The following is a 24,734-nucleotide window of genomic DNA, read 5'->3' as shown; positions in this document are numbered from 1 at the left end:
CGTCTGGGCATGAGCGACTCGATGCCCGCCCCCGGTCCGCAGGAGCCCGACCGCGGCGTACCGGCGGCGGAGGTGTACGACCCGGCGACCCCCGCGCCGCTGGGTGTGCAGCGCGTGCCCACCGGCGACGCCGATGTCGACGCGCTGCTTGAGCGGCTGGCCGATGTCGACCACCTCGCTGCGGACGGACATCTCGAGGTGTACGAGGATGTACACCGGGGGCTCAGGGACGCGCTGACCGCGCTCGACACCCGCCCGGGACCCCAGCCGGAACCGCACAACCACAGGAGCTGAACCGCACGTGGCAGGAGTGGCCCGCCGCCGTCTCGACGCAGAGCTGGTACGCCGGAAACTCGCGCGGTCGCGCGAGCACGCGAGCCAGCTGATCGCCGCGGGGCGGGTGACCGTCGGCCGGAACACGGCCACCAAGCCCGCCACCCAGGTGGAGACGAGTGCGGCCATCGTCGTCGCCGCCGACGACAGCGACCCCGACTACGTGTCGCGCGGCGGACACAAGCTCGCGGGCGCGCTCGCCGCCTTCGTACCGCTCGGTCTGAAGGTCGAGGGTCGCAGGGCCCTCGACGCCGGGGCGTCGACCGGCGGCTTCACCGATGTGCTGCTGCGCTCGGGCGCCCGGCACGTCGTCGCCGTCGACGTCGGTTACGGACAGCTCGCATGGTCCCTGCAGAGCGATGAACGTGTCATCGTCAAGGACCGTACCAACGTGCGAGAAATGACGTTGGAGACGATCGACGGAGAGCCGGTGGACCTTGTGGTGGGCGATCTGTCCTTCATTCCGCTCGGGCTCGTGCTGCCCGCCCTTGTGCGCTGCAGCGCGCCCGACGCGGATCTCGTGCTCATGGTCAAGCCGCAGTTCGAGGTCGGCAAGGAACGCCTCGGCAGCGGGGGAGTGGTGCGCAGTCCCGAACTGCGGGCCGACGCCGTACGCGCCGTCGCGCGCCGGGCGGCGGAGTTCGGTCTCGGCGTGCGGGGCGTCACTGCCAGCCCTCTACCGGGACCCTCGGGCAACGTCGAATACTTTCTGTGGCTCAGGGCCGGGGCGCCCGAGCTGGATCCTGCGGACGTCGACCGCGCAGTGGCGGAGGGACCTCGTTGACCACGACATCAGGAACGACACCGGGCACCAACGGCAACACTTCGAGACGTACTGTTTTTCTGCTCGCCCACACGGGACGGCCCGCGGCGATCCGCAGCGCCGAGCTCGTCGTACAGGGTCTGCTGCGCTGTGGCATCGGCGTACGCGTACTGGCGGCGGAGGCGGTCGACCTGCCGCTGCCCGCCTCGGTCGAGACCGTCGTCGACGCGACGCCGGAGGTCCTCGACGGCTGTGAGCTGCTGATCGTCCTCGGCGGCGACGGGACGCTGCTGCGGGGCGCCGAGTTCGCCCGTGCCTCCGGGGTGCCGATGCTCGGCGTCAACCTCGGGCGGGTCGGCTTCCTCGCGGAGGCGGAGCGCGACGACCTCGACAAGGTCGTGGACCGGGTCGTGACCCGCGCCTACGAGGTCGAGGAGCGGATGACCATCGATGTGATCGTGCGTTCCAACGGCGACGTGGTGCACCGCGACTGGGCGCTGAACGAGGCGGCCGTGCAGAAGGTGTCGCCGGAGCGGATGCTCGAGGTCGTCCTGGAGATCGACGGTCGGCCGGCCACCGGGTTCGGCTGCGACGGCATCGTGTGCGCGACGCCGACCGGTTCGACGGCGTACGCCTTCTCGGCCGGCGGCCCGGTGGTATGGCCCGAGGTGGAAGCGCTGCTGATGGTGCCGATCAGCGCGCACGCGCTGTTCGCGAAGCCTCTCGTGACGTCGCCGACGTCGGTACTGGCGGTCGAGGTCCAGCCGCACACCCCGCACGGTGTGCTGTGGTGCGACGGGCGCCGGACCGTCGAACTGCCGCACGCGGCGCGGGTGGAGGTCCGGCGGGGTGCCGTGCCCGTGCGGCTCGCCCGGCTGCACCACGCGTCGTTCACGGACCGGCTGGTGGCGAAGTTCGCCCTGCCGGTCTCCGGCTGGCGCGGGGCGCCCCAGTAGGGCGCGTCGCACGGTACGGCGTCCTGCGGGCGCGACCGGACCGGAGGTGCTCGCGCGCGGGCACGCCTTCGGCCCGGTCCTGACTGTCCCGGCACGGACGGTAACGGGTCGCGGCGGTCGCCCTCGTGCCTTCCCGGGCTCCGGTATTGCCCGGGAGAGTGAATCGGACGCCGGGGTCCGTCGCACACCGGGGGCCGGACCTCGTATGGTCGTGTCCGTGTTGGAGGAGATGCGGATACGGTCACTCGGGGTCATCGACGACGCTGTTGTCGAGCTGTCGCCCGGATTCACAGCGGTGACCGGCGAGACGGGCGCCGGCAAGACCATGGTCGTCACCAGCCTTGGGCTGCTGCTCGGCGGGCGGGCCGATCCGGCTCTGGTGCGGATCGGCGCGAAGTCGGCCGTCGTGGAGGGCCGGATCAGGGTCTTTGCCGACGCCCCGGCGGCGCTGCGCGCGCAGGAGGCCGGCGCCGAGCTCGACGACGGCACGCTGCTGGTCAGCCGGACCGTTTCTGCCGAGGGGCGCTCACGGGCGCATCTCGGCGGGCGCTCCGTGCCGGTGGGCATGCTGTCCGAGCTCGCCGACGAGCTCGTGGCCGTGCACGGCCAGACCGACCAGCAGGGCCTGCTGCGGCCCGCCCGACAGCGTGAGGCGCTGGACAGGTACGCGGGTGACGCCGTCGCCGTCCCGCATGCCAAGTACGCGGCCGCCTACCGGCGGCTGCGCGCCGTCAGCACGGAGCTCGAGGAGCTGACCACGCGGGCACGCGAGCGCGCCCAGGAGGCGGACCTCCTGCGTTTCGGCCTGAACGAGATCGCCTCTGTGGAACCCCGCGCCGGTGAGGACGTCGAACTCGCGGCGGAGGCGGAGCGGCTCGGCCACGCGGAAGCCCTCGCGTCCGCCGCCTCGGTCGCGCACGCGGGACTCGCGGGCAACCCGGAGGACCCGGAGGTCGTCGACGCCACGACCCTGGTAGCGGGCGCGGGGCGGGCGCTGGACGCCGTACGGTCCCACGATCCCGCGCTGGCGGCGCTCGCCGACCGGATCGGTGAGATCTCCATCCTCCTCGGCGACGTGGCCGGAGAGCTCGCCGGGTACGCCGACAACCTGGACGCCGACCCTCTGCGACTGGCCGCGGTGGAGGAGCGCCGGGCGGCACTGACGCAGCTGACGCGCAAGTACGGCGAGGACATCACCGCCGTGCTCGCCTGGGCGGAGGAGGGCGCGGTCAGGCTCACGGAGCTCGACAGCGACGACGACCGCATCGGCGAGCTGACGGCCGAACGGGACGCGCTGCGCGCCGAGCTGTCCGGCCTCGCCCAGGCGTTGACCGACGCCCGCACGGAGGCCGCCGCGCGTTTCGCCGAGGCCGTCACGGAGGAACTCGCCTCGCTCGCGATGCCGCACGCGCGGGTTTCGTTCGCCGTCCGGCAGACGGAGTCCGCCGACGAGGCCTCCGGCGTCGAGGTCGGCGGCCGCTGCGTGGTGTACGGGCCCTCCGGCGTCGACGAGGTCGAACTGCTCCTGGCCCCGCACCCCGGCGCCCCGCCGCGCCCCATCGCCAAGGGCGCTTCTGGCGGTGAGCTGTCCCGGGTGATGCTCGCCGTGGAAGTCGTCTTCGCCGGGACCGATCCCGTGCCGACGTACCTCTTCGACGAGGTCGACGCTGGGGTCGGCGGCAAGGCCGCGGTCGAGATCGGGCGCCGGCTCGCCAAGCTGGCGAAGTCGGCGCAGGTGGTGGTGGTGACACACCTGCCGCAGGTGGCGGCGTTCGCGGACCGCCAACTGCTGGTCGAGAAGACCAACGACGGCACGGTCACACGCAGCGGTGTCACCGTCCTCGAGGGCGAGGACCGGGTACGGGAACTGTCGCGGATGCTGGCGGGCCAGGAGGACTCGGAGACCGCTCGCGCCCACGCGGAGGAGCTGCTGGCCACGGCACGCGCCGACGGTTAGGGCCGCCCGCCCCCCGGGGGGCTTTCGCCGGGGGCGGGCGCGCCGGGTCCGTGCTTCAAGTCGCTCTCGAGGGCGTCGCCGGGGGGCACGCGCGGCGCGCGCCGGACACTTGCCCGAGGTCAGCCGCCTCGCCGGCTCACCCGTGTGAGTGATCCCGGTCCGCCGGAGCCGCGTACGTACACCGGCACGACACCCGGACGGTGCCGGAACGTCCGTACGGACTGGCATCCTTGGCGGGTGACACAGCTGCGTACGGTCCAAGTGCTGGGCGGCGGCAGTGCGGGCAGCAACGCGCACGTCAGGTCGCTGGCCGCGGGGCTGGTGGCACGGGGCGTGCGGGTGACGGTGTGCGCCCCAGTCCGCATCGACGACGTCTACGACTTCCGGGGCGCCGGCGCACACTTCGCGCCGGTCCCGCGCCGGAGCGACCCTCAGGCCATCGGCGCACTGCGCGCGGCGTGCGCCGGCGCGGACGTGGTGCATGCGCACGGGCTCCACGCCGCCGTGCGCGCCTCGCTCGCCCTCGGCGCACAGCGCTCCCGCATCCCGCTCGTCGTCACCTGGCACACGACGGTTCAGGCCGAGGGCACGAGGGCAGCGGTCCTGCGGCTGCTCGAACGACGGGCCGTACGCGCGGCCGCGGTCGTCCTGGGCACCTGCTCGGAGCTGGTCGACCGGGCCCGTGCCTGCGGCGCCCGCGACGCCAGGCTCGCCCCGGTGGCGACGCCCGCCCCGCAGGTCCCGCCCGCTCCGGACGCGAAGCTCCGTGCCGAACTGGGCGTCGTCGGGCGCCCGTTACTCGTCGCCGTGGGCAGCCTGGAGCGGCACCGCGGCTACGGCACGCTGCTCGACGCCGCCCGGTCCTGGAGCGCCCTGGACCCCGCGCCGCTCCTGCTGATCGCGGGGGAGGGGCCGGAGCGGGCAGCGCTCCAGCGCCGGATCACGGCCGAGGAGTTGCAGGTCCGGCTGCTGGGCCGGCACGACGACGTTCCCGCGCTGCTGTCCGCCGCGGACCTGGCGGTACTGCCCTCCCGCTGGGAGGCCCGATCCCTGCTGGCGCAGGAGGCACTGAGGCTGGGCGTGCCGCTGGTCGCCACGGCGGTCGGCGGGGTGCCGGAACTGGTCGGGGAAGCCGCCGAGTTGATCCCATACGGCGATCCCGTCGCCCTGTCGGCCGCCGTGACCCGCCTGCTGTCCGACCCGGCGCGCCGGGTTTGGCTCTCGCAGGCGGGCCGGACACAGGCGGGGACCTGGCCGACGGAGGACGAGACGGTCGCGCAGGTCCTCAGCGTCTACGACGAGTTGGCGCTCACCGGTTCGTAGCGGCCAAGCCCCTCCCGGTCAGCGGGTGTGGCGGCGGGCCCGTAGCGCCAGGCTGAGGGCCAGGACCGTCTCCGGGTCCTCCAGGTCGGTGCCCAGCAGTTCCCCGATCCGGGCCAGCCGGTTGTAGAGGGTCTGCCGGTTCAGGTGCAGTTCCCGCGCCGTCTCCGCCTTGCGGCCCGCGTGGGCCAGGTAGGTCTCCAGGGTGGGGAGCAGCGGAGGGCGAGACGTCGCGTCATGGGCCCGCAGGGGCCCGATCGCGCGGTCGACGAACGCCGCCAGGTCCGGATGCTCGCGCAGTCGCCACAGCAGCAGGTCGATGTCGAGGCGGCGGGCGTCGTACCAGGGCCGGTCGTCCAGCCCCTGCGCCGCGGCGGCCGTTTCCGCCGCATGGCGCAGCGCGGCGCCGGCGGCGGCCCAGCCGCCCGCGGCGGCGACCACGACGACCGGCGGATGCGCGCCGGCCCTTTCGAGCCCCGCGCGGGCCACCCCCGCGCGCAGCGCCTGGGCCACCCGGTCCGCGACGGCGGTCCGGTCGCCCTCCGCGCGCAGTCCGACGAGGAGCGGCACCCGGCCTTCCACCGGCCGGACGCCGAGCAGCACCGGCACCCCGAGCGACGACAGCTCCTCGGAGACCGCCCGTGCCAGCACGGACCAGTTGCCGCTGGGCGTCAGCTCGGCCGCGATCCGCATCACCACCGGCAGCAGCGGCCCCGCGCCCGGTTTGAAGCCGAGGACCCTCGCCTGCGCGGGGGCGTCCTCCGGCGTGATGCGCCCTTCCGCCAGGTCGGTCAGGAAGTCGCCCCGGCCGCGTGCCGCGAGCTCCTCCTCCTGGCGCGCCTGCATCAGCACCACGGCGAGGATGCCCGCCGCCCGCTCGGCCGCCATCCGGTGCACCTGCAGCACCGGGGACGACACGGCCAGCAGCACCAGCCGGGCACGGACCGCGCCCGTCCCTCGTCCGCCGCCTGGCACGTCGACGAGGACCGCGTTCGCAGGGGGGCCGTCCTGCCGGCCGCCCCGCAGCCCCTGCCACACCTGCAACGGGTCGGCGGCGCCCGGTTCGCCGCCGGGGGTGTCCGCCGCGTACAGGAGCTGCCCGTCGGGGGTCTCGAGGAACACCGGGTCGCCCGTGAAGGACGCGAGGATCGCGAGCACCTGGGGCACCCCGCCGCCGCCGAGGAGGGCCTCCGTGCAGCGGCGGTGCACTTCCTCCGCCTGCTGGAGCAGCGCGTAGTGGCCGTTGACGATCTCGGTGTGGATCTCCTCGGTGACCGTGACGAACGGCACCTCGCGGTGCAGTTGCACCAGAGGCAGACCGGCCGCCCGCGCCGCCTCCACGATCGAGGCCGGCAGCCGGGAGAAACGGGGGCCGAGCTCGACGACCAGCGCGGCGATGCCGCGCTCCGCGAGCCGGTGGACGAACGCCCGCTGCTCCACCGGACGGGTCCCGAGGCCGAGACCCGTCGTCAGCAGCAGCTCCCCGCCCTTGAGCAGGGAGGCGATGTTGGGCACCTCACCGGCGTGGACCCAGCGCACGGTGCGTTCCAGCCGGTCGGCGCCGGCCAGGACCTCCGGGAGTCCGCTGCGGAGGCCCGGGAGTTCCAGTGCCCGCCGCACGGTGATGCCGCCCTGCGTTTCCATGGCCGAGGACGCTACCTGGGCGGCAGTTCCAAGGACAACAGTGGACTCCTAGCCACCGTAGGCCCCGGATGCGGTCAGACGCAGCGCTGTGTCGATCAGGGGGACATGGCTGAAGGCCTGGGGGAAGTTGCCCACCTGCCGCTGCAGCCTCGGATCCCACTCCTCCGCGAGCAGCCCGAGGTCGTTGCGGAGCGACAGCAGCCTCTCGAACAGCCGCCGCGCCTCGTCCACCCGCCCGATCATCGCCAGGTCGTCCGCCATCCAGAACGAGCAGGCCAGGAACGCGCCTTCGTCGCCGGGCAGCCCGTCGACGCCTTCGTGCGCACCCTCGGTCGGGTAGCGCAGGATGAAGCCGTCCTCGGTGGACAGTTCGCGCTGAATCGCCTCGATCGTGCCGATGACCCGCTTGTCGTCGGGCGGCAGGAAGCCCATCTGCGGGATCAGCAGCAGGGAGGCGTCCAGTTCCTTGGAGCCGTAGGACTGGGTGAAGGTGTTGCGCTCCGGGTCGTAGCCCTTCTCGCAGACGTCGCGGTGGATCTCGTCACGCAGATCGCGCCAGCGCTCCAGCGGCCCGTCCGCGTCACCGGACTCGATCAGCTTGATCGTCCGGTCGACAGCGACCCACGCCATCACCTTGGAGTGCACGAAGTGCCTGCGCGGCCCGCGGACCTCCCAGATGCCCTCGTCGGGCTGGTCCCAGTGCTTCTCCAGGTAGCGGATCAGCTTCAGCTGGAGCAGCGAGGCGTAGTCGTTGCGCGCGAGGCCGGTCATGTGCGCGAGGTGCAGGGCCTCCGTGACCTCGCCGTACACGTCGAGCTGGAGCTGGTGCGCGGCGCCGTTGCCGACGCGCACCGGGCCCGAGTTCTCGTAGCCGGGCAGCCAGTCGAGCTCCGCCTCCCCGAGCTCGCGCTCGCCCGCGATGCCGTACATGATCTGCAGGTTCTCAGGGTCGCCGGCGACGGCCCGCAGCAGCCACTCCCGCCAGGCGCGGGCCTCTTCGCGGTAGCCGGTGCGCAGCAGCGAGGAGAGGGTGATCGCCGCGTCACGCAGCCAGGTGTAGCGGTAGTCCCAGTTGCGGACGCCGCCGATCTCCTCGGGCAACGAGGTCGTGGGCGCGGCGACGATCCCGCCGGTCGGTGCGTAGGTGAGGGCCTTCAGCGTGATCAGCGAGCGGACCACGGCCTCGCGGTACGGGCCGTGGTACGTGCAGTGGTCCACCCACTCGCGCCAGAACTCGGCGGTGGCCTCCAGCGAGCCCTGCGGGTCGGGAAGGGCCGGCTGCGCCTTGTGCGAGGGCTGCCAGCTGAGCGTGAAGGTGATCCGGTCGCCGGGGGCGACGGTGAAGTCGGAGTAGGTCGTGAGGTCCTTGCCGTACGTGTCGGTGTCCGAGTCCAGCCACACCGAGTCGGGACCGGCGACGCCGACCGTGCGGTTGTCGATCTTGTGGACCCACGGCACGATCCGTCCGTAGCTGAAACGCATCCGCAGCGCGGAGCGCATCCGCACCCGGCCGGAGACGCCTTCCACGATCCGGATCAGCTGCGGCGCACCGTCACGTGGCGGCATGAAATCGGTCACTCGGACCGTGCCCCGAGGGGTGTCCCACTCGGATTCGAGGATGAGCGAGTCGCCGCGATACGTGCGGCGGGTCGCGGCCGGCGCCTCGCCGTGCGGCTCGAACGCGGGCCCGAGCCGCCAGAAACCGTGTTCCTCGGTGCCGAGCAGCCCGGCGAAAATGGCCTGCGAGTCGAAGCGGGGCAGGCACAGCCAGTCCACTGTGCCGTCCCGGCAGACCAGTGCAGCGGTCTGCATGTCTCCGATGAGTGCGTAATCCTCGATGCGCCCGGCCACGTGCATCTCCAGTCGAACGGCCATGTCCGCCCCGCGGGGCGCTTACTGCGGTCAAGGGTCGTTGACGAGCCGCGGCGACCCCAAAAACACCACGCGGGAGGTGTTGCCACGTGCCTGGTGGGGGGCGCCGTATTCCGGGTGACGGTCTGGGGATGTCGTCCGTGCACAGGTCCGGCTCGGCAGCGAGTTTCGAAGCAGGATACGACGCACGTCAACGATCCGTGTCGGGTCCCCGCAACACAGGTGCGGCGAACGGGTGAGCGGCACGTGGGCCGCGGTGAGCGGTTCCCGCGCGTTGTGGTCACGGTACCTCCGGCGCCGCTGGGACGAGTACACGGGCGCGGCCGGGCGGCGGCCCACCCCCGGCGCTGATACCCTGGTACCCCGTGGACCGGTGGCCGGAAGGCCCCGAAACCGCAGCGACGGCGCCCCCCGATCCGGGTCGGCGGCCGGTACGCACCTCACTTCGCGACCACGGGAGCCCCCTCTTGGCGATGCCGCCCAAATCCATGACGACCAAGCACATCTTCGTCACCGGGGGTGTCGCCTCCTCCCTCGGCAAGGGCCTCACGGCCTCCAGCCTGGGTGCGCTGCTCAAGGCACGGGGCCTGCGGGTCACCATGCAGAAGCTCGACCCGTACCTGAACGTCGACCCCGGCACGATGAACCCGTTCCAGCACGGTGAGGTGTTCGTCACCAACGACGGCGCCGAGACCGACCTGGACATCGGCCACTACGAGCGCTTCCTCGACGTCGACCTCGACGGCTCGGCCAACGTCACCACCGGCCAGGTCTACTCGCAGGTCATCGCCAAGGAGCGGCGCGGCGAGTACCTGGGCGACACCGTGCAGGTCATCCCGCACATCACCAACGAGATCAAGTCCCGTATCCGCCGGATGGCGACCGACGACGTCGATGTCGTCATCACCGAGGTCGGCGGCACGGTCGGCGACATCGAGTCCCTGCCGTTCCTTGAGACCGTCCGCCAGGTCCGCCACGAGGTCGGCCGCGACAACGTCTTCGTCGTGCACATCTCGCTGCTTCCCTACATCGGCCCCTCCGGCGAGCTGAAGACCAAGCCGACCCAGCACTCGGTCGCGGCGCTGCGCAACATCGGTATCCAGCCCGACGCGATCGTGCTGCGTGCCGACCGCGACGTCCCGACCGCGATCAAGCGCAAGATCTCGCTGATGTGCGACGTCGACGAGGCCGCGGTCGTCGCCGCCATCGACGCCAAGTCGATCTACGACATCCCGAAGGTCCTGCACACCGAGGGCCTGGACGCCTATGTCGTGCGCAAGCTCGACCTGCCGTTCCGCGACGTCGACTGGACGGTCTGGGAGGACCTGCTCGACCGGGTCCACAACCCCGACCACGAGGTCACCGTCGCGCTCGTCGGCAAGTACATCGACCTGCCCGACGCCTACCTGTCGGTGACCGAGGCCATGCGCGCCGGCGGCTTCGCCAACAAGGCCCGTGTCCAGGTCAAGTGGGTCACCTCCGACGACTGCAAGACGCCGGCGGGTGCCGCGAAGCAGCTCGGCGAGGTCGACGCGATCGTCATCCCCGGCGGTTTCGGTGAGCGCGGCGTCAACGGCAAGGTCGGCGCCATCCAGTACGCCCGCGAGAACAAGATCCCGCTGCTCGGCCTCTGCCTGGGCCTGCAGTGCATCGTGATCGAGGCCGCGCGCAACCTGGCGGAGATCACCGACGCCAACTCCACCGAGTTCGACGCGGCCACCGCGCACCCGGTGATCTCCACCATGGAGGAGCAACTGGCGTACGTCGAGGGCGCCGGCGACCTCGGCGGCACCATGCGTCTCGGCCTCTACCCGGCGAAGCTCGCGGAGGGTTCCATCGTGCGCGAGGTCTACGGCGACGAGCCCTACGTGGAGGAGCGCCACCGCCACCGCTACGAGGTGAACAACGCCTACCGCGCGGAGCTCGAGAAGAAGGCGGGCATCCTCTTCTCCGGCACGTCCCCCGACAACCGGCTCGTCGAGTACGTCGAGTACCCGCGCGAGGTGCACCCGTACCTCGTCGCCACCCAGGCCCACCCGGAGCTGCGGTCCCGCCCGACGCGTCCGCACCCTCTCTTCGCCGGTCTGGTGAAGGCGGCCGTGGAGCGCAAGTCCGGTCAGTGACATGCCTGACGATACGGTTGACCGGGGTACGGACCTGTGAAGGATCCGTACCCCGGTTTCCGTTGTGTGGTTGGAAGGACGCTTTCGATGGCCATCAAGGACACGCCCGAGCAGTGGCAGGTCACCGCGACCACGACGCCGTTCCGGGGCAACAAGACCAGCGTCCGCACCGACGATGTCGTCATGCCCGACGGCACGGTCGTCAAGCGTGACTACCAGGTGCACCCCGGGTCGGTCGCCGTGCTCGCCCTGGACGGTGAGGGCCGCGTCATCGTGCTCCGCCAGTACCGGCACCCCGTACGGCAGAAGCTGTGGGAGATCCCGGCCGGGCTGCTGGACGTGCCGGGCGAGAACCCGCTGCACGCCGCCCAGCGCGAGCTGTACGAAGAGGCGCACGTCAAGGCCGAGGACTGGCGGGTGCTCGCCGATGTCTACACCACCCCCGGCGGCTGCGACGAGGCGGTGCGGATCTTCCTCGCCCGGGAGCTGTCCGAGGCCGAGGGCGCCCGTTTCGAGGTCTCCGAGGAGGAGGCCGACATGGAGCTGGCCCGGGTGCCGCTCGACGAACTGGTCCAGGGTGTGCTCGCCGGGGATCTCCACAACACGTGCCTGGTGGTCGGCGTGCTGTCCGCGGTGGCTGCCCGTGGGGGCGACGGCTTCGACGCTCTGCGCCCGGCGGAGGCGCCGTGGCCGGCGCGGCCTTTCGAGGCGTGACCACCCCTTCCGGCCGTACGTGATGTGACGATCCGCTGATCCGATCGGGCGACGACTGCGCCGTGCTCCGCACGGATCGTCGCAGAGCGTGAACTACGCTCGAATCGCCCGCACGGAGCCCCGTCGGGCTCGGCTCGTGCACGGCGGACTGGAGCGTGGCCCGTGACGGATCAGGCGCTGGACTTGGACGGCCCCGACCGGTCGGCCCCTCCTGAGCCGGCCCACCGCCCCAAGGGGCCCGACGACCGCTCGGGGACCCCGGCGGGGGCAGGCCCCCGCGCCGTTTCCCTGACCCGCACCCCAGCCACTCCCGACGCGGACGCGGCGCCGGTCGCCGACGCCTTCGAGGGGGCGGACGCCGCCGCGCCCGGCGCCGCAGCTGTCGCCGTCGCTCCGGAAGAGGCGGACCTTGCCGCACCGGTGACTGACGCTCCGTTCGCGGGGCACGCAGTCGTGCCCGGGGCTGCCCCTCCGTTTGAGGCGGACGAAGCTTCGGAGCCCGGCCCGGTGACGGCCGACGAGGCGATGGAGGCCGACCCGGAAGCCGGTGGGCTCCAGGACCTCGAAGGGCCGCGCGGCATCGACGCCTCCCCGCACGCGGACGAGATCGACGCCTCCCCGCGCGCGGACGAGGCGGCCGGGCCCGCCACGAGTGGTCCTGCACGGACCGGTCATGAATCCGGTCCCGACGCCGGCCCCGCGGTCGGCCCCGCGGTCGGTTCCGCGGCGGGTCCCGCCCTCGGGCCCGCCGCAGGTCCGCAGCAGTCCGGAAGGGCCCGGCCGGACGGCGCGCGCACGGGCGCGGTGTTCTTCGGACGGCAGCGGGAGCTGAAGGCGCTCGTCGCAGACATCGAGCGCGCCGGTCTCGACACGCTCGCCGGCCGCAAGGCGCCCCGGGCACGGGTGCTCCTGATCGCGGGGCGGCCCGGCTCCGGGCGCTCCGCGCTGGCGCAACAGCTCGCCCTGAGGCTGGAAGACCGCTACCCCGACGGCATCCTCTATGTCCGGCTCACGGAGCCGGCCGGCCGGTCGGTCCCCATGGACCAGGCGGCACGCGCACTGCTCGACCGGCTCCGGATCTCCTCGCCGCCCGGCGCGGGCGACGACGAACTGACCGAGATGGTGCGCGAGGCCCTCGCCGTGCGCAGGGTGCTGCTGCTCATCGATGACGCCACGGACGCCGAGCAGGTGGACCTGCTGCTGCCGCAGAACCCGGACTGCCTGGTGGTCGCCGTGTCCCAGGGCCCGCTCACCGGCATCCCGGACGTGAGGCCATGCACGCTCGGCGGCATGGACGCCAAGTCCGCGATCGAGCTGCTCACCACTTTCACCGGGTCCGTGCGGATCACGGTGGACCCGCAGGCGGCGGAGGCGATCGCCGAGGAGTGCGGCGGCCAGCCCGCCGCTCTGGTGCTGGTCGGCGGCTGGCTCGCGGCCCGCCCGAACGCCTCCGTCGCCGACGCCGCCAAGCGGCTGCGCACACTCCCCGACGACGTGGGCCGGCCGGCCGGTGCCAGGCCCCTGACCAGGGCGTTCCGGCTGGTGTACGAATCGCTGCCGCAGTCGGCCGCGCGCACACTGCGGCTGCTGGCCCTCGCGCCCGCCGGCCGCGCGGACGCGCACACCGCCTCCGCGCTTGCCGGATGCTCCGTCTCGGCCGCCCAGGAGGCCCTCGACCGTTTCGCCGGGCTCGGACTGCTGCGCCGTGCCGGGGCATCGTTCGAAGTACCGGGCGCGCTCGCGCCGCTGCTGCGCACCCTGATGGAGAGCACCGACCGTCCCGCCGAGGTGCAGTTGGCGCGGGCCAGGATGCTCGAACGGACCGTGCGACGGCTCCAGGCCTGCCGGGCGATCACCGAGCCCGAAGGCTCCCCGGCCCGCAAGAAGCTGGCCGCCCTGCCCCGCGCCCTGCGGTTCACCTCGGCGTGGGCAGCCGGTGAGTGGCTGCGCACCAGCCGGCCGGAGCTGCTGGCCGCCGCCCGGCTCGTCGTCGACGACGGAGAACTGGACACCCTGGCACGCCGGCTCGTCGCCGCCCTGGTCAGGGCGCTGGCGGCGCACTGGGGCACCGAGGCGGCAGCCCCCGAGCTGTACGGGCTGCACCAACTGGTCCTCGATGTCGCCGTGCGGCGCGGACTGCACCGTGAGCAGGCCGCCGCGCTGCTCAACCTCGCCGACCTGGACGCCCAGACCGGACGTACCGCCGAGGCGCTGGCCCGCTACCGGGCCGCGCTCGACGCGGGCCGCGCCGCGAACGACCCGTACGCGACGGGCCGCGCGATGGAATCCGTAGGCGGCGCGTACCAGGCGCTGGGCGACTGGCAGCGGGCGGCCGACTGGTACGGCCGTGCCCTCGCGCAGCGCCAGGCACGCGGTGAGCGTGCCGACGAGGCGCGACTGTACGGACGCCTCGGCACCGCGCACACCTACGCGGGACGGTACGGGGAGGCGCTGCGCAGCTGGCGGGCGGCCGCCGCCGGCCATCGCAAGGTAGGCGATCTCCCGTCCCAGGCGCGGGCGTTGAGCGAGGCGGCCCGCGTCCAGGAGTACGCCGGCCGGCCGGAGGAATGCCTGCGGACCTGCCAGGACGCGGTGGACCTGGCCCAGCGGGCCGGGGACACACGGCTCCAGGCAGCCCTCCGGCTCAGGCTCGCCGACACCCTCGACCGGCTCGGCGACCCGGCGGCGGCCGGGCTGCACCGCACCACTGCGGAAAGAATGCTTGGAACAGAGGATTCAACCTACGAAATCCGTGGCAGTTCGCTCGAAGATTAATGCTTTGCAAGGCTAGACAGCGGGAAATCCTTCATTAGACTGGCAACGCCACAGCTTCTCGTGGTGTGTCCCGGTATGCCTACGTGCATATGGGTACGCGCGTCATCGACCGATAAATCCCCTGAGTCAAGGACCGTGATCGACGTGAAGGTCGGCATCCCCCGCGAGGTCAAGAACAACGAGTTCCGGGTGGCCATCACCCCCGCCGGCGTGCACGAGCTCGTGCGCAACGGGCATCAGGTCCTCGTCGAGCAGAACGCCGGTGTCGGCTCCTCGATCACGGACGACGAGTACGTCGCGGCCGGGGCCCGGATCCTGCCCACCGCCGACGAGGTCTGGGCCACCGCCGATCTGCTGCTGAAGGTCAAGGAGCCCATCGCGGAGGAGTACCACCGCCTCCGCAAGGACCAGACCCTCTTCACCTACCTGCACCTCGCCGCCTCCCGCGAGTGCACCGACGCCCTGCTGGAGTCCGGCACCACGGCGATCGCCTACGAGACGGTCGAGGTGAACCGCGCCCTGCCGCTGCTCGCCCCGATGTCCGAGGTCGCGGGCCGCCTCGCCCCCCAGGTCGGCGCGTACCACCTCATGCGTTCGGCCGGCGGTCGCGGCGTGCTCCCCGGCGGGGTCCCCGGCACCCAGGCCGGCAAGGCCGTCGTCATCGGCGGCGGCGTCTCCGGCTGGAACGCCACGCAGATCGCGGTCGGCATGGGCTTCCACGTGACCCTGCTCGACCGGGACATCAACAAGCTGCGCGAAGCGGACAAGATCTTCGGCACCAAGGTGCAGACGATCGTCTCCAACGCCTTCGAACTGGAGAAGGCCGTCGTCGAGGCCGACCTCGTCATCGGTGCCGTGCTCATCCCCGGAGCCAAGGCGCCGAAGTTGGTCACCAACGAGCTCGTCGCCAAGATGAAGCCCGGAAGTGTACTTGTCGACATTGCAATCGATCAGGGTGGCTGCTTCGAGGACTCCCGTCCGACCACCCACGCCGAGCCGACGTTCAACGTCCACGACTCGGTCTTCTACTGCGTCGCCAACATGCCGGGCGCGGTGCCGAACACCTCCACCTATGCGCTGACCAACGCCACGCTGCCCTACATCGTGTCGCTGGCGAACAACGGCTGGGTCGAGGCGCTGCGTCGTGACCCGGCGCTCGCCAAGGGTCTCAACACCCATGACGGCAAGGTGGTTTACCGTGAGGTCGCCGAGGCGCACGGCCTCGAGAGCATCGAGCTCAGCACGCTGCTCGGCTGATCGGTCAACCAGCGGCGTCAACCTCAGGAGTCCGGCCGGACCTTGCTCAGCAAGGTCCGGCCGCACTCGTCTCCGCCCGCTTTGCGGGGCTCGTTCAACTCGCCTCGAACGTAACCCTTTAACCGTTTCGCGAACCTCCGAAACGTGCGGGCGGAGGCACGCGGAACGGCCCGTGCGCCCTTGACAGAGGGGTGTTCGATTGCCGACACATCGGCCCGGGTCCGGCGGATTGTGTTGCTGCGGACCGGTGACACGCCATAGAGTCGCAAACCGTCGGCATGGTGCCACGCTGACCTATCGATAAGTTTCCTGGTCACGGTCCAAGGAGGTAAGACGACTTGTGAATGAGTCGACATTTACTCCCGGGGGTGGTCGGCCAGGAACGGTTCCGGCGGGCCAGGGCCCGTCGTCCGGTCTCGAGGATGTCGGCTCCGTCGCTGTCCGCACCTTCGCGACGCACCAGCACACGACGCACATGACGACAGCCCACACGATGAAGATGATGGACGGCCAACACGTGAACGCCATGGCCGGCAACGAGAGTGGCCGAGAGTCCACCCACTTCGCCGCCTACGAGGAAGTCCCCGAGGGGCACTTCTACGACCCCGATGCCGAGTACGAGCCCGATCCCGAGTACGCGGCCACCCTCGCGCCCGACGCTGCCCGCCAGCGCCGCGAGCGAATCGGCCCCACCGGGCGTCCGCTGCCGTACTTCCCGATCCCGGGCCCGCTGACCGACCACGGCCCCGCCAAGATCATCGCGATGTGCAACCAGAAGGGCGGCGTCGGCAAGACGACGTCGACCATCAACCTGGGCGCCGCGCTCGCCGAATACGGACGGCGGGTGCTGCTCGTCGACTTCGACCCGCAGGGCGCGCTGTCGGTGGGCCTCGGAGTCAACCCGATGGAGCTCGACCTCACCGTCTACAACCTGCTCATGGAGCGGGGCATGTCGGCCGACGAGGTCCTCCTGAAGACCGCCGTGCCCAACATGGACCTGCTGCCGAGCAACATCGACCTCTCGGCCGCGGAAGTGCAGTTGGTGAGCGAGGTCGCGCGCGAGTCGACGCTCCAGCGCGCGCTGAAGCCGCTGATGTCCGACTACGACTACATCGTGATCGACTGTCAGCCGTCGCTCGGCCTGCTCACCGTCAACGCGCTGACCGCGGCGCACAAGGTGATAGTGCCGCTCGAGTGCGAGTTCTTCGCGCTCCGTGGTGTCGCTCTGCTGACCGAGACGATCGAGAAGGTCCAGGAGCGGCTCAACCCGGACCTGGAACTCGACGGCATCCTCGCCACGATGTACGACTCGCGGACCGTGCACAGCCGCGAGGTGCTGGCGCGGGTCGTCGAGGCGTTCGACGACCACGTCTACCACACGGTCATCGGGCGGACCGTCCGCTTCCCGGAGACCACGGTCGCCGGTGAGCCGATCACGACCTACGCGTCGAACTCCGTCGGCGCCGCCGCATACCGCCAGCTTGCCAGGGAGGTGCTCGCCCGGTGTCACGCCGAGTGAGTCTGCCCGGGGCCGACGAGCTGTTCCGTACGACCGGGGGCATGGCGCTGCAGTCGTCGTCCCCGCGCAAGCAGGGGAACCCGAACACCCCGAACAACGCTCAGAACACGTCGAACGCCAACGGTGAACCGCGGGTGCCGGCGCAGGGCGAACCGGACGAGGCGGGGGCCGACCCGGCCTCCTCGTCCGCGTCCGCCTCGTCGCCCGAGGAGCACTCCGCGGCCGACGCGGACCCCTCCGAGGAGGGCCGCAGCCGGGCCACGGACGCCGCGGCCGCCGCCGGACGGGGGATGACGCCCCAGGCGCGCCGCCCCCAGGAGGGCGGGGCCGCGGGCCCCGCAGCCGGCGCCGCACCGCGCAGGCGTGGACGCGGCGCGAACCGCCGGCCCAGCGGGCGCGAGCGCCACGACGAGAAGATCACGGTCTACGTCTCCGCCGAGGAACTCATGGACCTCGAGCACGCGCGGCTGGTGCTGCGCGGCGAGCACGGCCTGGCCGTGGACCGCGGCCGGATCGTCCGCGAGGCGGTGGCGGTGGTCCTCGCGGACCTCGAGCAGCGGGGCGACGCGAGCATCCTCGTGAGACGCCTGCGGGGTCGCTGAGCGGGTAGCCTGCGGGCGCGCCTGTTCCTCCCGCTCCCTGGACCGCCATGCCCCCGAACGACGACCCGCCCGGCCCGTCCCGCCGCCGTGCCTTGGGGCGAGGGCCGGGCGCGTCGCGCCAGGGAGCGGTTCCCCCCACCCCGCCCCACCCCGAAACCGGCGGCGAGCCCCCGGCTTCCGAGCCCCGTGCGCCGCACGACGACGACACGGCGGCGGAGCGGGCGGCTGATTCCCCGGCCCCGTCCCTCCCCGATGCCGAGGGCGAGTCCCCGGAGCGGGAGCCCCGTGCGCCGCACGACGGCGACGGCGACGGCGACCGGTCAAAGGGGCCGGTGTCGCCGGAAGGTGCCTCCGTCGCGTCCGCGGAGGCGCTCGATTCTCCGAACCCGCCCCTTTCCGAGACCGTGGGCGAGCCCCCGGAGCCCGGGCGTCGTGCGCCGCGTGACGACGAGGAGGCCGGCAGGAGCTCGGCCGGCCCGGACGGCAACGACGACGGCCCCGTAGGCGTGCAGCGGCCAAAGGCGGGCCTTGGCGCGCAGGCCGGGGGAGTCGATTCCCCGCCCCCGCTCGTTCCCGGGACCGGGGCCGACCCCCGGGAGCCCGAGGCCGTCGATTTCCCGACTTCGCCCCTTGCCGGAGCCGAGGGCGACTCTCCGGAGCGGGAGGCCCGTGCGCCGCACGACGGCGGACCGGAGGCGGCCCTCGGCGCGCCGTCGGCCGCCGGGGGTGCGGGACGCGCTGGAGCCGGTTCCGAGGAGCAGCAGGCGAGCGAGGCCGTCGGTGGTGGGGATGGGCGGTTCACCGTGCGGCTCGTCAACTTCGAGGGGCCGTTCGACCTGCTGCTGCAGCTCATCTCCAAGCACAAGCTCGACGTGACCGAGGTCGCACTCTCCAAGGTCACCGACGAGTTCATGGCGTACATCCGCGCCATGGGGCCCGACTGGGACCTCGATCAGACCACCGAGTTCCTCGTGGTCGCGGCGACGCTGCTCGACCTCAAGGCCGCACGGCTGCTGCCCGCGGCCGAGGTCGAGGACGAGGCGGACCTCGCGCTGCTGGAGGCCCGCGACCTGCTCTTCGCCCGGCTGCTCCAGTACCGCGCGTACAAGCAGATCGCCGACATCTTCGACCGGCGCCTCGACGAGGAGGCGCGGCGGTACCCCCGTACCGTCGGGCTCGAGGCCCACCTCGCGGAGCTTTTGCCCGAGGTCGTCATCAGCATCGGCGCGGAGGGCTTCGCCAAGCTCGCCGTGAAGGCCATGCAGCCGAGGGCGAAGCCGCAGGTGTACGTGGACCACATCCACGCGCCGCTGGTCAGCGTCAAGGAGCAGGCGGAGGTCGTGGTCGCCCTGCTCAGGGAGCGGGGCAGAGCGTCGTTCCGTGAGCTCTCCGAGGACGCTCCCGACACCCTCACCGTCGTCGCCCGCTTCCTCGCCCTGCTGGAGCTCTACCGGGAGAAGGCGGTCGCCCTCGACCAGGAGGAGGCGCTGGGCGAGTTGACGGTGGTGTGGGCCGGGGGCGGGACCGGAGCGGTGGCCGTCACGGACGAGTTCGATCAAGTCGTGGAGGAGAAGCAGTGAGCGAGCTCAAGCCCGCGCTCGAGGCGGTCCTCATGGTCGTCGACGAGCCGGCGACGGAGGAGCACCTGGCCAAGGTGCTGGATCAGCCCCGGAGGGCCGTGGCGGAGGCGCTGCGGGAGCTCGCGGACGAGTACACGATCCAGGGTCGCGGCTTCGAGCTGCGGCTCGTCGCCGGCGGCTGGCGCTTCTACAGCCGCCCGGAGCACGCCGCGGCGGTCGAGCGTTTCGTGCTCGACGGGCAGCACGCCCGGCTGACCCAGGCCGCTCTGGAGACACTCGCGGTCGTCGCGTACCGGCAGCCGGTGAGCCGTTCCAGGGTCTCCGCGGTGCGTGGAGTGAACTGCGACGGCGTCATGCGCACCCTCCTTCAGCGGGGTCTGGTCGAGGAGGCGGGCACGGAACCCGAAACAGGTGCGATCCTGTACAGGACGACGAACTACTTTCTGGAGCGGATGGGCCTGCGCGGCCTGGACGAGCTTCCGGAGCTCGCGCCCTTCCTACCGGAGGCGGACGCGATCGAGGCCGAGACGCAGGAAGGCGTTCCGTCGTTCGATCCGGATGCACCGGATCGTGAGGACGCAGACGACAAGACGGAAATTTGATGCGAAGCAGCAGCGGCAGGAACAGCAGCGGAAACAACGGCGGGAGCCGTGGTGGCAACAGCGGCGGCCGCGGCAGCAGCGGCGGCGGGCGCGGTAACTACCGCGGTGCCGGCAACGACCGCGACGACAAGCAGAAGCGCGCCGGGAAGCCCCGTCCCGAGGAGCGTCGCTACGACGTGGGCGGCACCCCCGAGGCGCCCAGGAAGGGGCGCGGCGGCGCCGCCCGCGGCGGCGCGAAGGGGGGCCCGAGGCAGTCGCCGCAGCGCGGTGGCGGCCGTACCGCACCCGCGCGTTCGCGTGAGTACGACGCCCGCTCCGAGGAGCGCAACCGCGAGCGTTACGCGAACAAGCCGGAGATCAAGACCCCCAAGACCTTCGGTGACCAGGAGGGGGAGCGTCTGCAGAAGGTGCTCGCCCGGGCCGGCATGGGCTCGCGCCGGGCGTGCGAGGAGCTGATCGACGCCGGCCGTGTGGAGGTCAACGGCAAGATCGTGATCGAGCAGGGTGTCCGGGTCGACCCGGAGCAGGACGAGATCAAGGTCGACGGCCTGACCGTCGCGACCCAGTCGTACCTCTTCTTCGCGCTGAACAAGCCCGCCGGTGTCGTGTCCACGATGGAGGACCCCGACGGGCGGCAGTGCCTCGGCGACTACGTCACCAACCGTGAGACCCGGCTGTTCCACGTCGGCCGGCTCGACACGGAGACCGAGGGCATCATCCTGCTCACCAACCACGGGGAGCTGGCCCACCGGCTGACCCACCCCAAGTACGGCGTGAAGAAGACCTACCTCGCCGCCATCCAGGGGCCGCTGCCGAGGGAGCTGGGCAAGCGCCTCAAGGAGGGCATCCAGCTCGAGGACGGCTACGCCCGCGCCGACCACTTCCGGGTCGTGGAGAACACCGGCAAGAACTACCTCGTCGAGGTCACCCTCCACGAGGGCCGCAAGCACATCGTGCGGCGCATGCTCTCCGAGGCGGGGTTCCCGGTCGACAAGCTCGTGCGGACCGCGTTCGGGCCGATCTCGCTGGGCGACCAGAAGTCCGGCTGGCTGCGCCGGCTGACCAACACCGAGGTCGGCATGCTGATGAAGGAAGTCGGACTGTAACGGCACAAACGCACGAAAAAGGGCCCGCGACCTGCCAGGTCGCGGGCCCTTCGCCGTTGTAAAAGCCTTGTGGCGGTCGTCGCGGGTCCTTTATAGTCAACATGACTATTAAGGAGGAGGGCGTGAGTCTCTCAGACATCCTCGGGCCCTTGCAGCAGCCGCTGTTCACCGTGCTCGGGACCCCGGTGAGCTGGACCGAGTTCCTCGGTTTCGGCAGCGGCGCCCTCTGTGTGTGGCTCGTCGCCCGCCAGCACATCGCGAACTGGCCGATCGGCATCGCCAACAACGTCTTCTTCATCCTTCTCTTCACCCAGGCGGGCCTGTACGCCGACGCCGGCCTGCAGGTCGTCTTCATCACCCTCGCCGCCTACGGCTGGTGGACCTGGGCCCACGGGGGTGGACCAGGTTCTTCCGTCCTTCCGGTGCGGCGCACCACCCGCACCGAGTGGACCTGGCTGCTCGCGGCGGGGGTGATGGGGACACTCACCCTCACCCTCCTCCTCGACCGCGCCACCGACTCCACCGTCCCCTTCTGGGACGCGCTGACCACGGCCCTGTCGCTGATGGCGACGTACGGGCAGTGCCGGAAGCGCCTGGAGTCGTGGTGGCTGTGGATCGCCGCCGACGTGGTGTACGTGCCGCTGTACGCGTACAAGGAGCTCTATCTGACGTCACTGCTCTACATCGGCTTCATGGCGCTGTGCGTCGCCGGGCTGCGGGGCTGGTCGCGCGACCTGTCCGCACCGCGTGAGGCGGTGGCCGTATGAGGCGCTACGGACACGGCCTGGTCCTCGGCAAGTTCTACCCGCCGCACGCCGGCCACCACCACCTCGTACGGACGGCGGCCGACCGCTGCGAACGGCTCACCGTCCTCGTGTGCGCCTCGTCCGTCGAGACGATCCCGCTGGCTGATCGCGTGGCGTGGATGCGCGAAGTGCACCCCGGAGTACGCGTCGTGGGCACCATGGACGAAACCCCGGTGGACGTGCACGACCCCGATGTGTGGGACGCCCACATGGCCGTCTTCCGCGCCGCCGTCCCCGGCCGGGTGGACGCCGTCTTCACCTCGGAGGCGTACGGCGCGGAGCTCGGCCGCCGCTTCGGCGCCGCAGCCGTCTGCGTCGACCCCGACCGGAGTGTCTTCCCGGTCTCCGGCACCGCCGTGCGCAAGGACCCCCTCGGCTGCTGGGACTTCCTCGAGCCGCCGGTGCGCGCCGCGCTCGCCCGGCGGGTCGTCGTCCTCGGTGCCGAGTCCACCGGCACGACCACGATGGCCCGGGCGCTCGCCGAGCACTACCGGCGGCGCGGCGGAGTGTGGGCGCCGACTCGCTGTGTGCCCGAGTACGGACGGGAGTTCAGCGAGCACAAGCTGGCCGCCCTGCGCGCACGGCGCCCCGGCGCCGGCTGGGACGAGGTCACGTTCTCCTCCGACGAGTTCCCGCTGATCGCACGGCGACAGGCGGTGCTCGAGGAGCACGCCGCGCGGGCCGGCTCCCCCGTCGTCGTCTGCGACACCGACGCCTTCGCCACGACGATCTGGCACGAGCGCTACATGGGCGGCCCCTACCCGGCGGCCCCCGAGCCGCGCCGCCAGCACCTGTGGCTGCTGACCGACCACACGGGCGTCGACTTCGAGGACGACGGCCTGCGCGACGGAGAGCACCTGCGGCCCTGGATGACCGGCCGCTTCCGCGAGGAGCTCGCCCGCACCGGCCGCCGCACCGTCGAGCTCACCGGACCGCACGAGCGGCGGCTCGCCACCGCGGTCGCCGCCGTGGACGCACTGATCGCCGAGGGCTGGGACCTCGCGGAACCCCTCCCGGAGAAGCGATGAGCGACACCCGCCCGGCGGGCTACGACCCGTACGCCTTCGAACCGTTCGCCGTCACCGTCGACCTCGCCGTCTTCACGGTCAGGGAGAGCCGGCTGCACGTCCTCCTGGTCGAGCGCGGACAGGAGCCCTACCGGGGCGCCTGGGCGCTGCCGGGCGGTTTCCTGCTTCCCAGGGAGTCCGCGGAGACCGCCGCGCGCCGCGAGCTGGCCGAGGAGACCGGCCTTACGGAGCAGACCGCCGCCGACCTCCACCTCGAGCAACTGCGCACCTACAGCGACCCGGACCGCGACCCGAGGATGCGCGTGGTGTCCGTGGCCTACACCGCGCTCGTACCGGACCTGCCGGAGCCGCGCGGCGGCGGTGATGCGGCGCACGCCCGCTGGACACCGCTCTCCTCGGCCACGCCGCTCGCCTTCGACCACGACACGATCCTCGCCGACGCGCACAGCCGCATCGGCGCCAAGCTCGAGTACACCTGTCTCGCCACCGCCTTCTGCCCGCGCGAGTTCACACTCGGCGAACTCCAGCAGGTGTACGAGACCGTCTGGGGCGTCGAACTCGACCGCCCCAACTTCCGGCGCAAGGTGCTGGCGACGCCCGGCTTCGTCAAGGCCGTGGAGGGCGAACCGCGCCGCACCGGCGGCCGCGGGAAACCGGCCGCGCTCTACCGGGCGGGCGCCGCGTCCGCTCTGCACCCACCACTCCTGCGACCCGAGGGACGGCAGCAGACATGACCACGACGAGGAGCACCAGGACCATCACCAAGCAGGCCGCCACCGGGGCGCTGACCGGGCTCGCGCTCGGCGACGCCCTCGGCTTCCCGACCGAGTTCAACGACGTGCCCGCCATCCTCGCCAAGTGCGGGTCCTGGCGGCAGATGGAACTCCCCACGCCCGCGATCGTCACCGACGACACCCAGATGACCCTCGCCCTCGCGCGCGGGATCCGCACGGCCATGTCGCGCGGCCTGCTCGTGGCGTCCCGGCTCGTCAGGCCGGTGCGCGAGGAGTTCGTCGACTGGTACCACTCGCCGGAGAACAACCGGGCCCCCGGCCGCACCTGCCTGGTCGCCTGCCAGAAGCTGGACAGCGACCTGCCGTGGCAGGCGGCCAGCCAGATCGGCTCCAAGGGCTGCGGGGCGAACATGCGCGTCGCGCCCGTCGGCCTCGTACCGGGTCTGAGCGAGGAACAGCGCTCCGGCGCGGCGCAGTTGCAGGCGGCGCTCACCCACGGCCACCCGACCGCCCTCGCCGCGAGCGACCTCACGGCCCGCGCGGTGTTCCTGCTGGCGCAGGGGGCGGAGCCGACCGGTCTGGTGGGCCAGCTGCGCTCGTACGCGTACGAGAACCGCAGCCGGTACCTGCACCGCTGGCTCGGCGATCTGTGGACCTACTCGCACGACGTGACGCCGGAGGCCTTCATCGCGCGCGGCTGGGACGAGTGCCTGCAGATCCTCGAACGGCTCGCCGCCGCCGTGCGCTCACCGGAACCGGAGCTCGACCCCTGCCTGGCCACCGGCGACGGCTGGATCGCGGAGGAGGCGCTGGCCACGGGCCTGTTGTGCTTCCTGATGTTCCCCGAGGAACCGCTCACGGCTCTCCGCCGGGCCGCCTGCACCAAGGGCGACTCCGACTCGATCGCCTGCCTCGCGGGCGCGTTCGCGGGCGCCCACCTCGGCGCCGGCGCGTGGCCGCGCGAGTGGGCGGACCGGATCGAGTACCGCGGGGAGCTCGTCACGCTGGGTGCGCTCTGGGACGCCTGAGCCGGGACCGGCCAC

The 24,734-nt window shown here is 72.1% G+C and carries 20 protein-coding genes; 18 read left to right on the top strand and 2 right to left on the bottom strand.

The annotated features are described in order from the left end of the window. Positions 1-9 precede the first annotated feature (9 nt). The 5 genes from MDN94_RS30240 (at position 10) to MDN94_RS30220 (ending at position 5,332) form a co-directional block, all read left to right on the top strand. A complete protein-coding gene (locus MDN94_RS30240; protein WP_482729007.1) occupies positions 10-294 on the top strand; it encodes a hypothetical protein in 285 nt (94 codons plus the stop codon). Positions 295-301: 7 nt separating this feature from the next. After that, positions 302-1,117: a TlyA family RNA methyltransferase gene (locus MDN94_RS30235; protein ID WP_482729006.1), complete on the top strand. Its 816-nt coding sequence runs from the start codon at positions 302-304 to the stop codon at positions 1,115-1,117. Further along, complete coding sequence (locus MDN94_RS30230; protein ID WP_441266586.1) at positions 1,114-2,052, top strand: NAD kinase; 939 nt, start codon at positions 1,114-1,116, stop codon at positions 2,050-2,052. The genes MDN94_RS30235 and MDN94_RS30230 overlap by 4 nt, the downstream gene beginning before the upstream one ends. A 211-nt stretch (positions 2,053-2,263) precedes the next feature. Then, positions 2,264-4,009 (top strand): DNA repair protein RecN, encoded by a 1,746-nt coding sequence (recN, locus tag MDN94_RS30225; protein ID WP_482729005.1) that lies wholly within the window; start codon positions 2,264-2,266, stop codon positions 4,007-4,009. Between the two features lie 237 nt (positions 4,010-4,246). Next, positions 4,247-5,332, top strand: coding sequence for a glycosyltransferase family 4 protein (locus MDN94_RS30220; protein ID WP_482729004.1), 1,086 nt, complete (start codon positions 4,247-4,249; stop codon positions 5,330-5,332). Between the two features lie 18 nt (positions 5,333-5,350). Here the strand turns inward: MDN94_RS30220 and MDN94_RS30215 are convergent, their stop codons facing one another. Both MDN94_RS30215 and MDN94_RS30210 read right to left on the bottom strand, forming a co-directional pair. Next, positions 5,351-6,973, bottom strand: coding sequence for a PucR family transcriptional regulator (locus MDN94_RS30215; RefSeq protein WP_482729003.1), 1,623 nt, complete (start codon positions 6,971-6,973; stop codon positions 5,351-5,353). 48 nt (positions 6,974-7,021) lie between these two features. Next, entirely contained in the window at positions 7,022-8,848 is a 1,827-nt protein-coding gene (locus tag MDN94_RS30210; protein WP_482729002.1) for a glycoside hydrolase family 15 protein, read from the bottom strand. Between the two features lie 470 nt (positions 8,849-9,318). Between MDN94_RS30210 and MDN94_RS30205 the strand changes: the two genes are divergently transcribed. From MDN94_RS30205 to MDN94_RS30145, 13 genes are all read left to right on the top strand, one after another. Further along, positions 9,319-10,968 carry a CTP synthase gene (locus MDN94_RS30205; RefSeq protein ID WP_482729001.1) on the top strand — a complete coding sequence of 550 codons (1,650 nt, stop codon included), beginning with the start codon at positions 9,319-9,321 and terminating at the stop codon, positions 10,966-10,968. A gap of 87 nt (positions 10,969-11,055) precedes the next feature. Further along, positions 11,056-11,682, top strand: a complete 627-nt coding sequence (locus MDN94_RS30200; RefSeq protein ID WP_482729000.1) for an NUDIX domain-containing protein — start codon at positions 11,056-11,058, stop codon at positions 11,680-11,682. Positions 11,683-12,486: 804 nt separating this feature from the next. Continuing rightward, positions 12,487-14,457 carry a tetratricopeptide repeat protein gene (locus MDN94_RS30195; protein ID WP_482729126.1) on the top strand — a complete coding sequence of 657 codons (1,971 nt, stop codon included), beginning with the start codon at positions 12,487-12,489 and terminating at the stop codon, positions 14,455-14,457. Positions 14,458-14,601: 144 nt separating this feature from the next. Further along, positions 14,602-15,714, top strand: coding sequence for an alanine dehydrogenase (ald, locus tag MDN94_RS30190; protein WP_482729125.1), 1,113 nt, complete (start codon positions 14,602-14,604; stop codon positions 15,712-15,714). A gap of 340 nt (positions 15,715-16,054) precedes the next feature. Continuing rightward, the gene (locus MDN94_RS30185) at positions 16,055-17,233 is read left to right on the top strand and encodes a ParA family protein (RefSeq protein WP_159693344.1); all 1,179 of its coding nucleotides are present in this window, start codon (positions 16,055-16,057) and stop codon (positions 17,231-17,233) included. Continuing rightward, positions 17,218-17,835 carry a hypothetical protein gene (locus tag MDN94_RS30180; protein WP_482728999.1) on the top strand — a complete coding sequence of 206 codons (618 nt, stop codon included), beginning with the start codon at positions 17,218-17,220 and terminating at the stop codon, positions 17,833-17,835. The genes MDN94_RS30185 and MDN94_RS30180 overlap by 16 nt, the downstream gene beginning before the upstream one ends. Positions 17,836-18,239: 404 nt before the next feature. Further along, positions 18,240-19,415 carry a segregation and condensation protein A gene (locus MDN94_RS30175; protein WP_482729124.1) on the top strand — a complete coding sequence of 392 codons (1,176 nt, stop codon included), beginning with the start codon at positions 18,240-18,242 and terminating at the stop codon, positions 19,413-19,415. A gap of 32 nt (positions 19,416-19,447) precedes the next feature. Then, complete coding sequence (gene scpB, locus MDN94_RS30170) at positions 19,448-20,017, top strand: SMC-Scp complex subunit ScpB (RefSeq protein WP_482729123.1); 570 nt, start codon at positions 19,448-19,450, stop codon at positions 20,015-20,017. Next, positions 20,017-21,123, top strand: a complete 1,107-nt coding sequence (locus tag MDN94_RS30165) for a pseudouridine synthase (RefSeq protein WP_482728998.1) — start codon at positions 20,017-20,019, stop codon at positions 21,121-21,123. The genes scpB and MDN94_RS30165 overlap by 1 nt, the downstream gene beginning before the upstream one ends. A gap of 122 nt (positions 21,124-21,245) precedes the next feature. Next, the gene (gene pnuC / locus MDN94_RS30160) at positions 21,246-21,890 is read left to right on the top strand and encodes a nicotinamide riboside transporter PnuC (RefSeq protein WP_482728997.1); all 645 of its coding nucleotides are present in this window, start codon (positions 21,246-21,248) and stop codon (positions 21,888-21,890) included. After that, positions 21,887-22,957 carry an AAA family ATPase gene (locus MDN94_RS30155; RefSeq protein WP_482728996.1) on the top strand — a complete coding sequence of 357 codons (1,071 nt, stop codon included), beginning with the start codon at positions 21,887-21,889 and terminating at the stop codon, positions 22,955-22,957. Before pnuC ends, MDN94_RS30155 begins: the two co-directional genes overlap by 4 nt. Beyond that, positions 22,954-23,691, top strand: a complete 738-nt coding sequence (locus MDN94_RS30150; RefSeq protein WP_482728995.1) for an NUDIX hydrolase — start codon at positions 22,954-22,956, stop codon at positions 23,689-23,691. The genes MDN94_RS30155 and MDN94_RS30150 overlap by 4 nt, the downstream gene beginning before the upstream one ends. Beyond that, positions 23,688-24,719, top strand: a complete 1,032-nt coding sequence (locus MDN94_RS30145; protein WP_482728994.1) for an ADP-ribosylglycohydrolase family protein — start codon at positions 23,688-23,690, stop codon at positions 24,717-24,719. The genes MDN94_RS30150 and MDN94_RS30145 overlap by 4 nt, the downstream gene beginning before the upstream one ends. Positions 24,720-24,734: the final 15 nt, after the last annotated feature.

This window comes from Streptomyces sp. WAC00040 (genome assembly GCF_056835925.1).
This window is presented reverse-complemented; position numbering and strand designations above follow the sequence as displayed.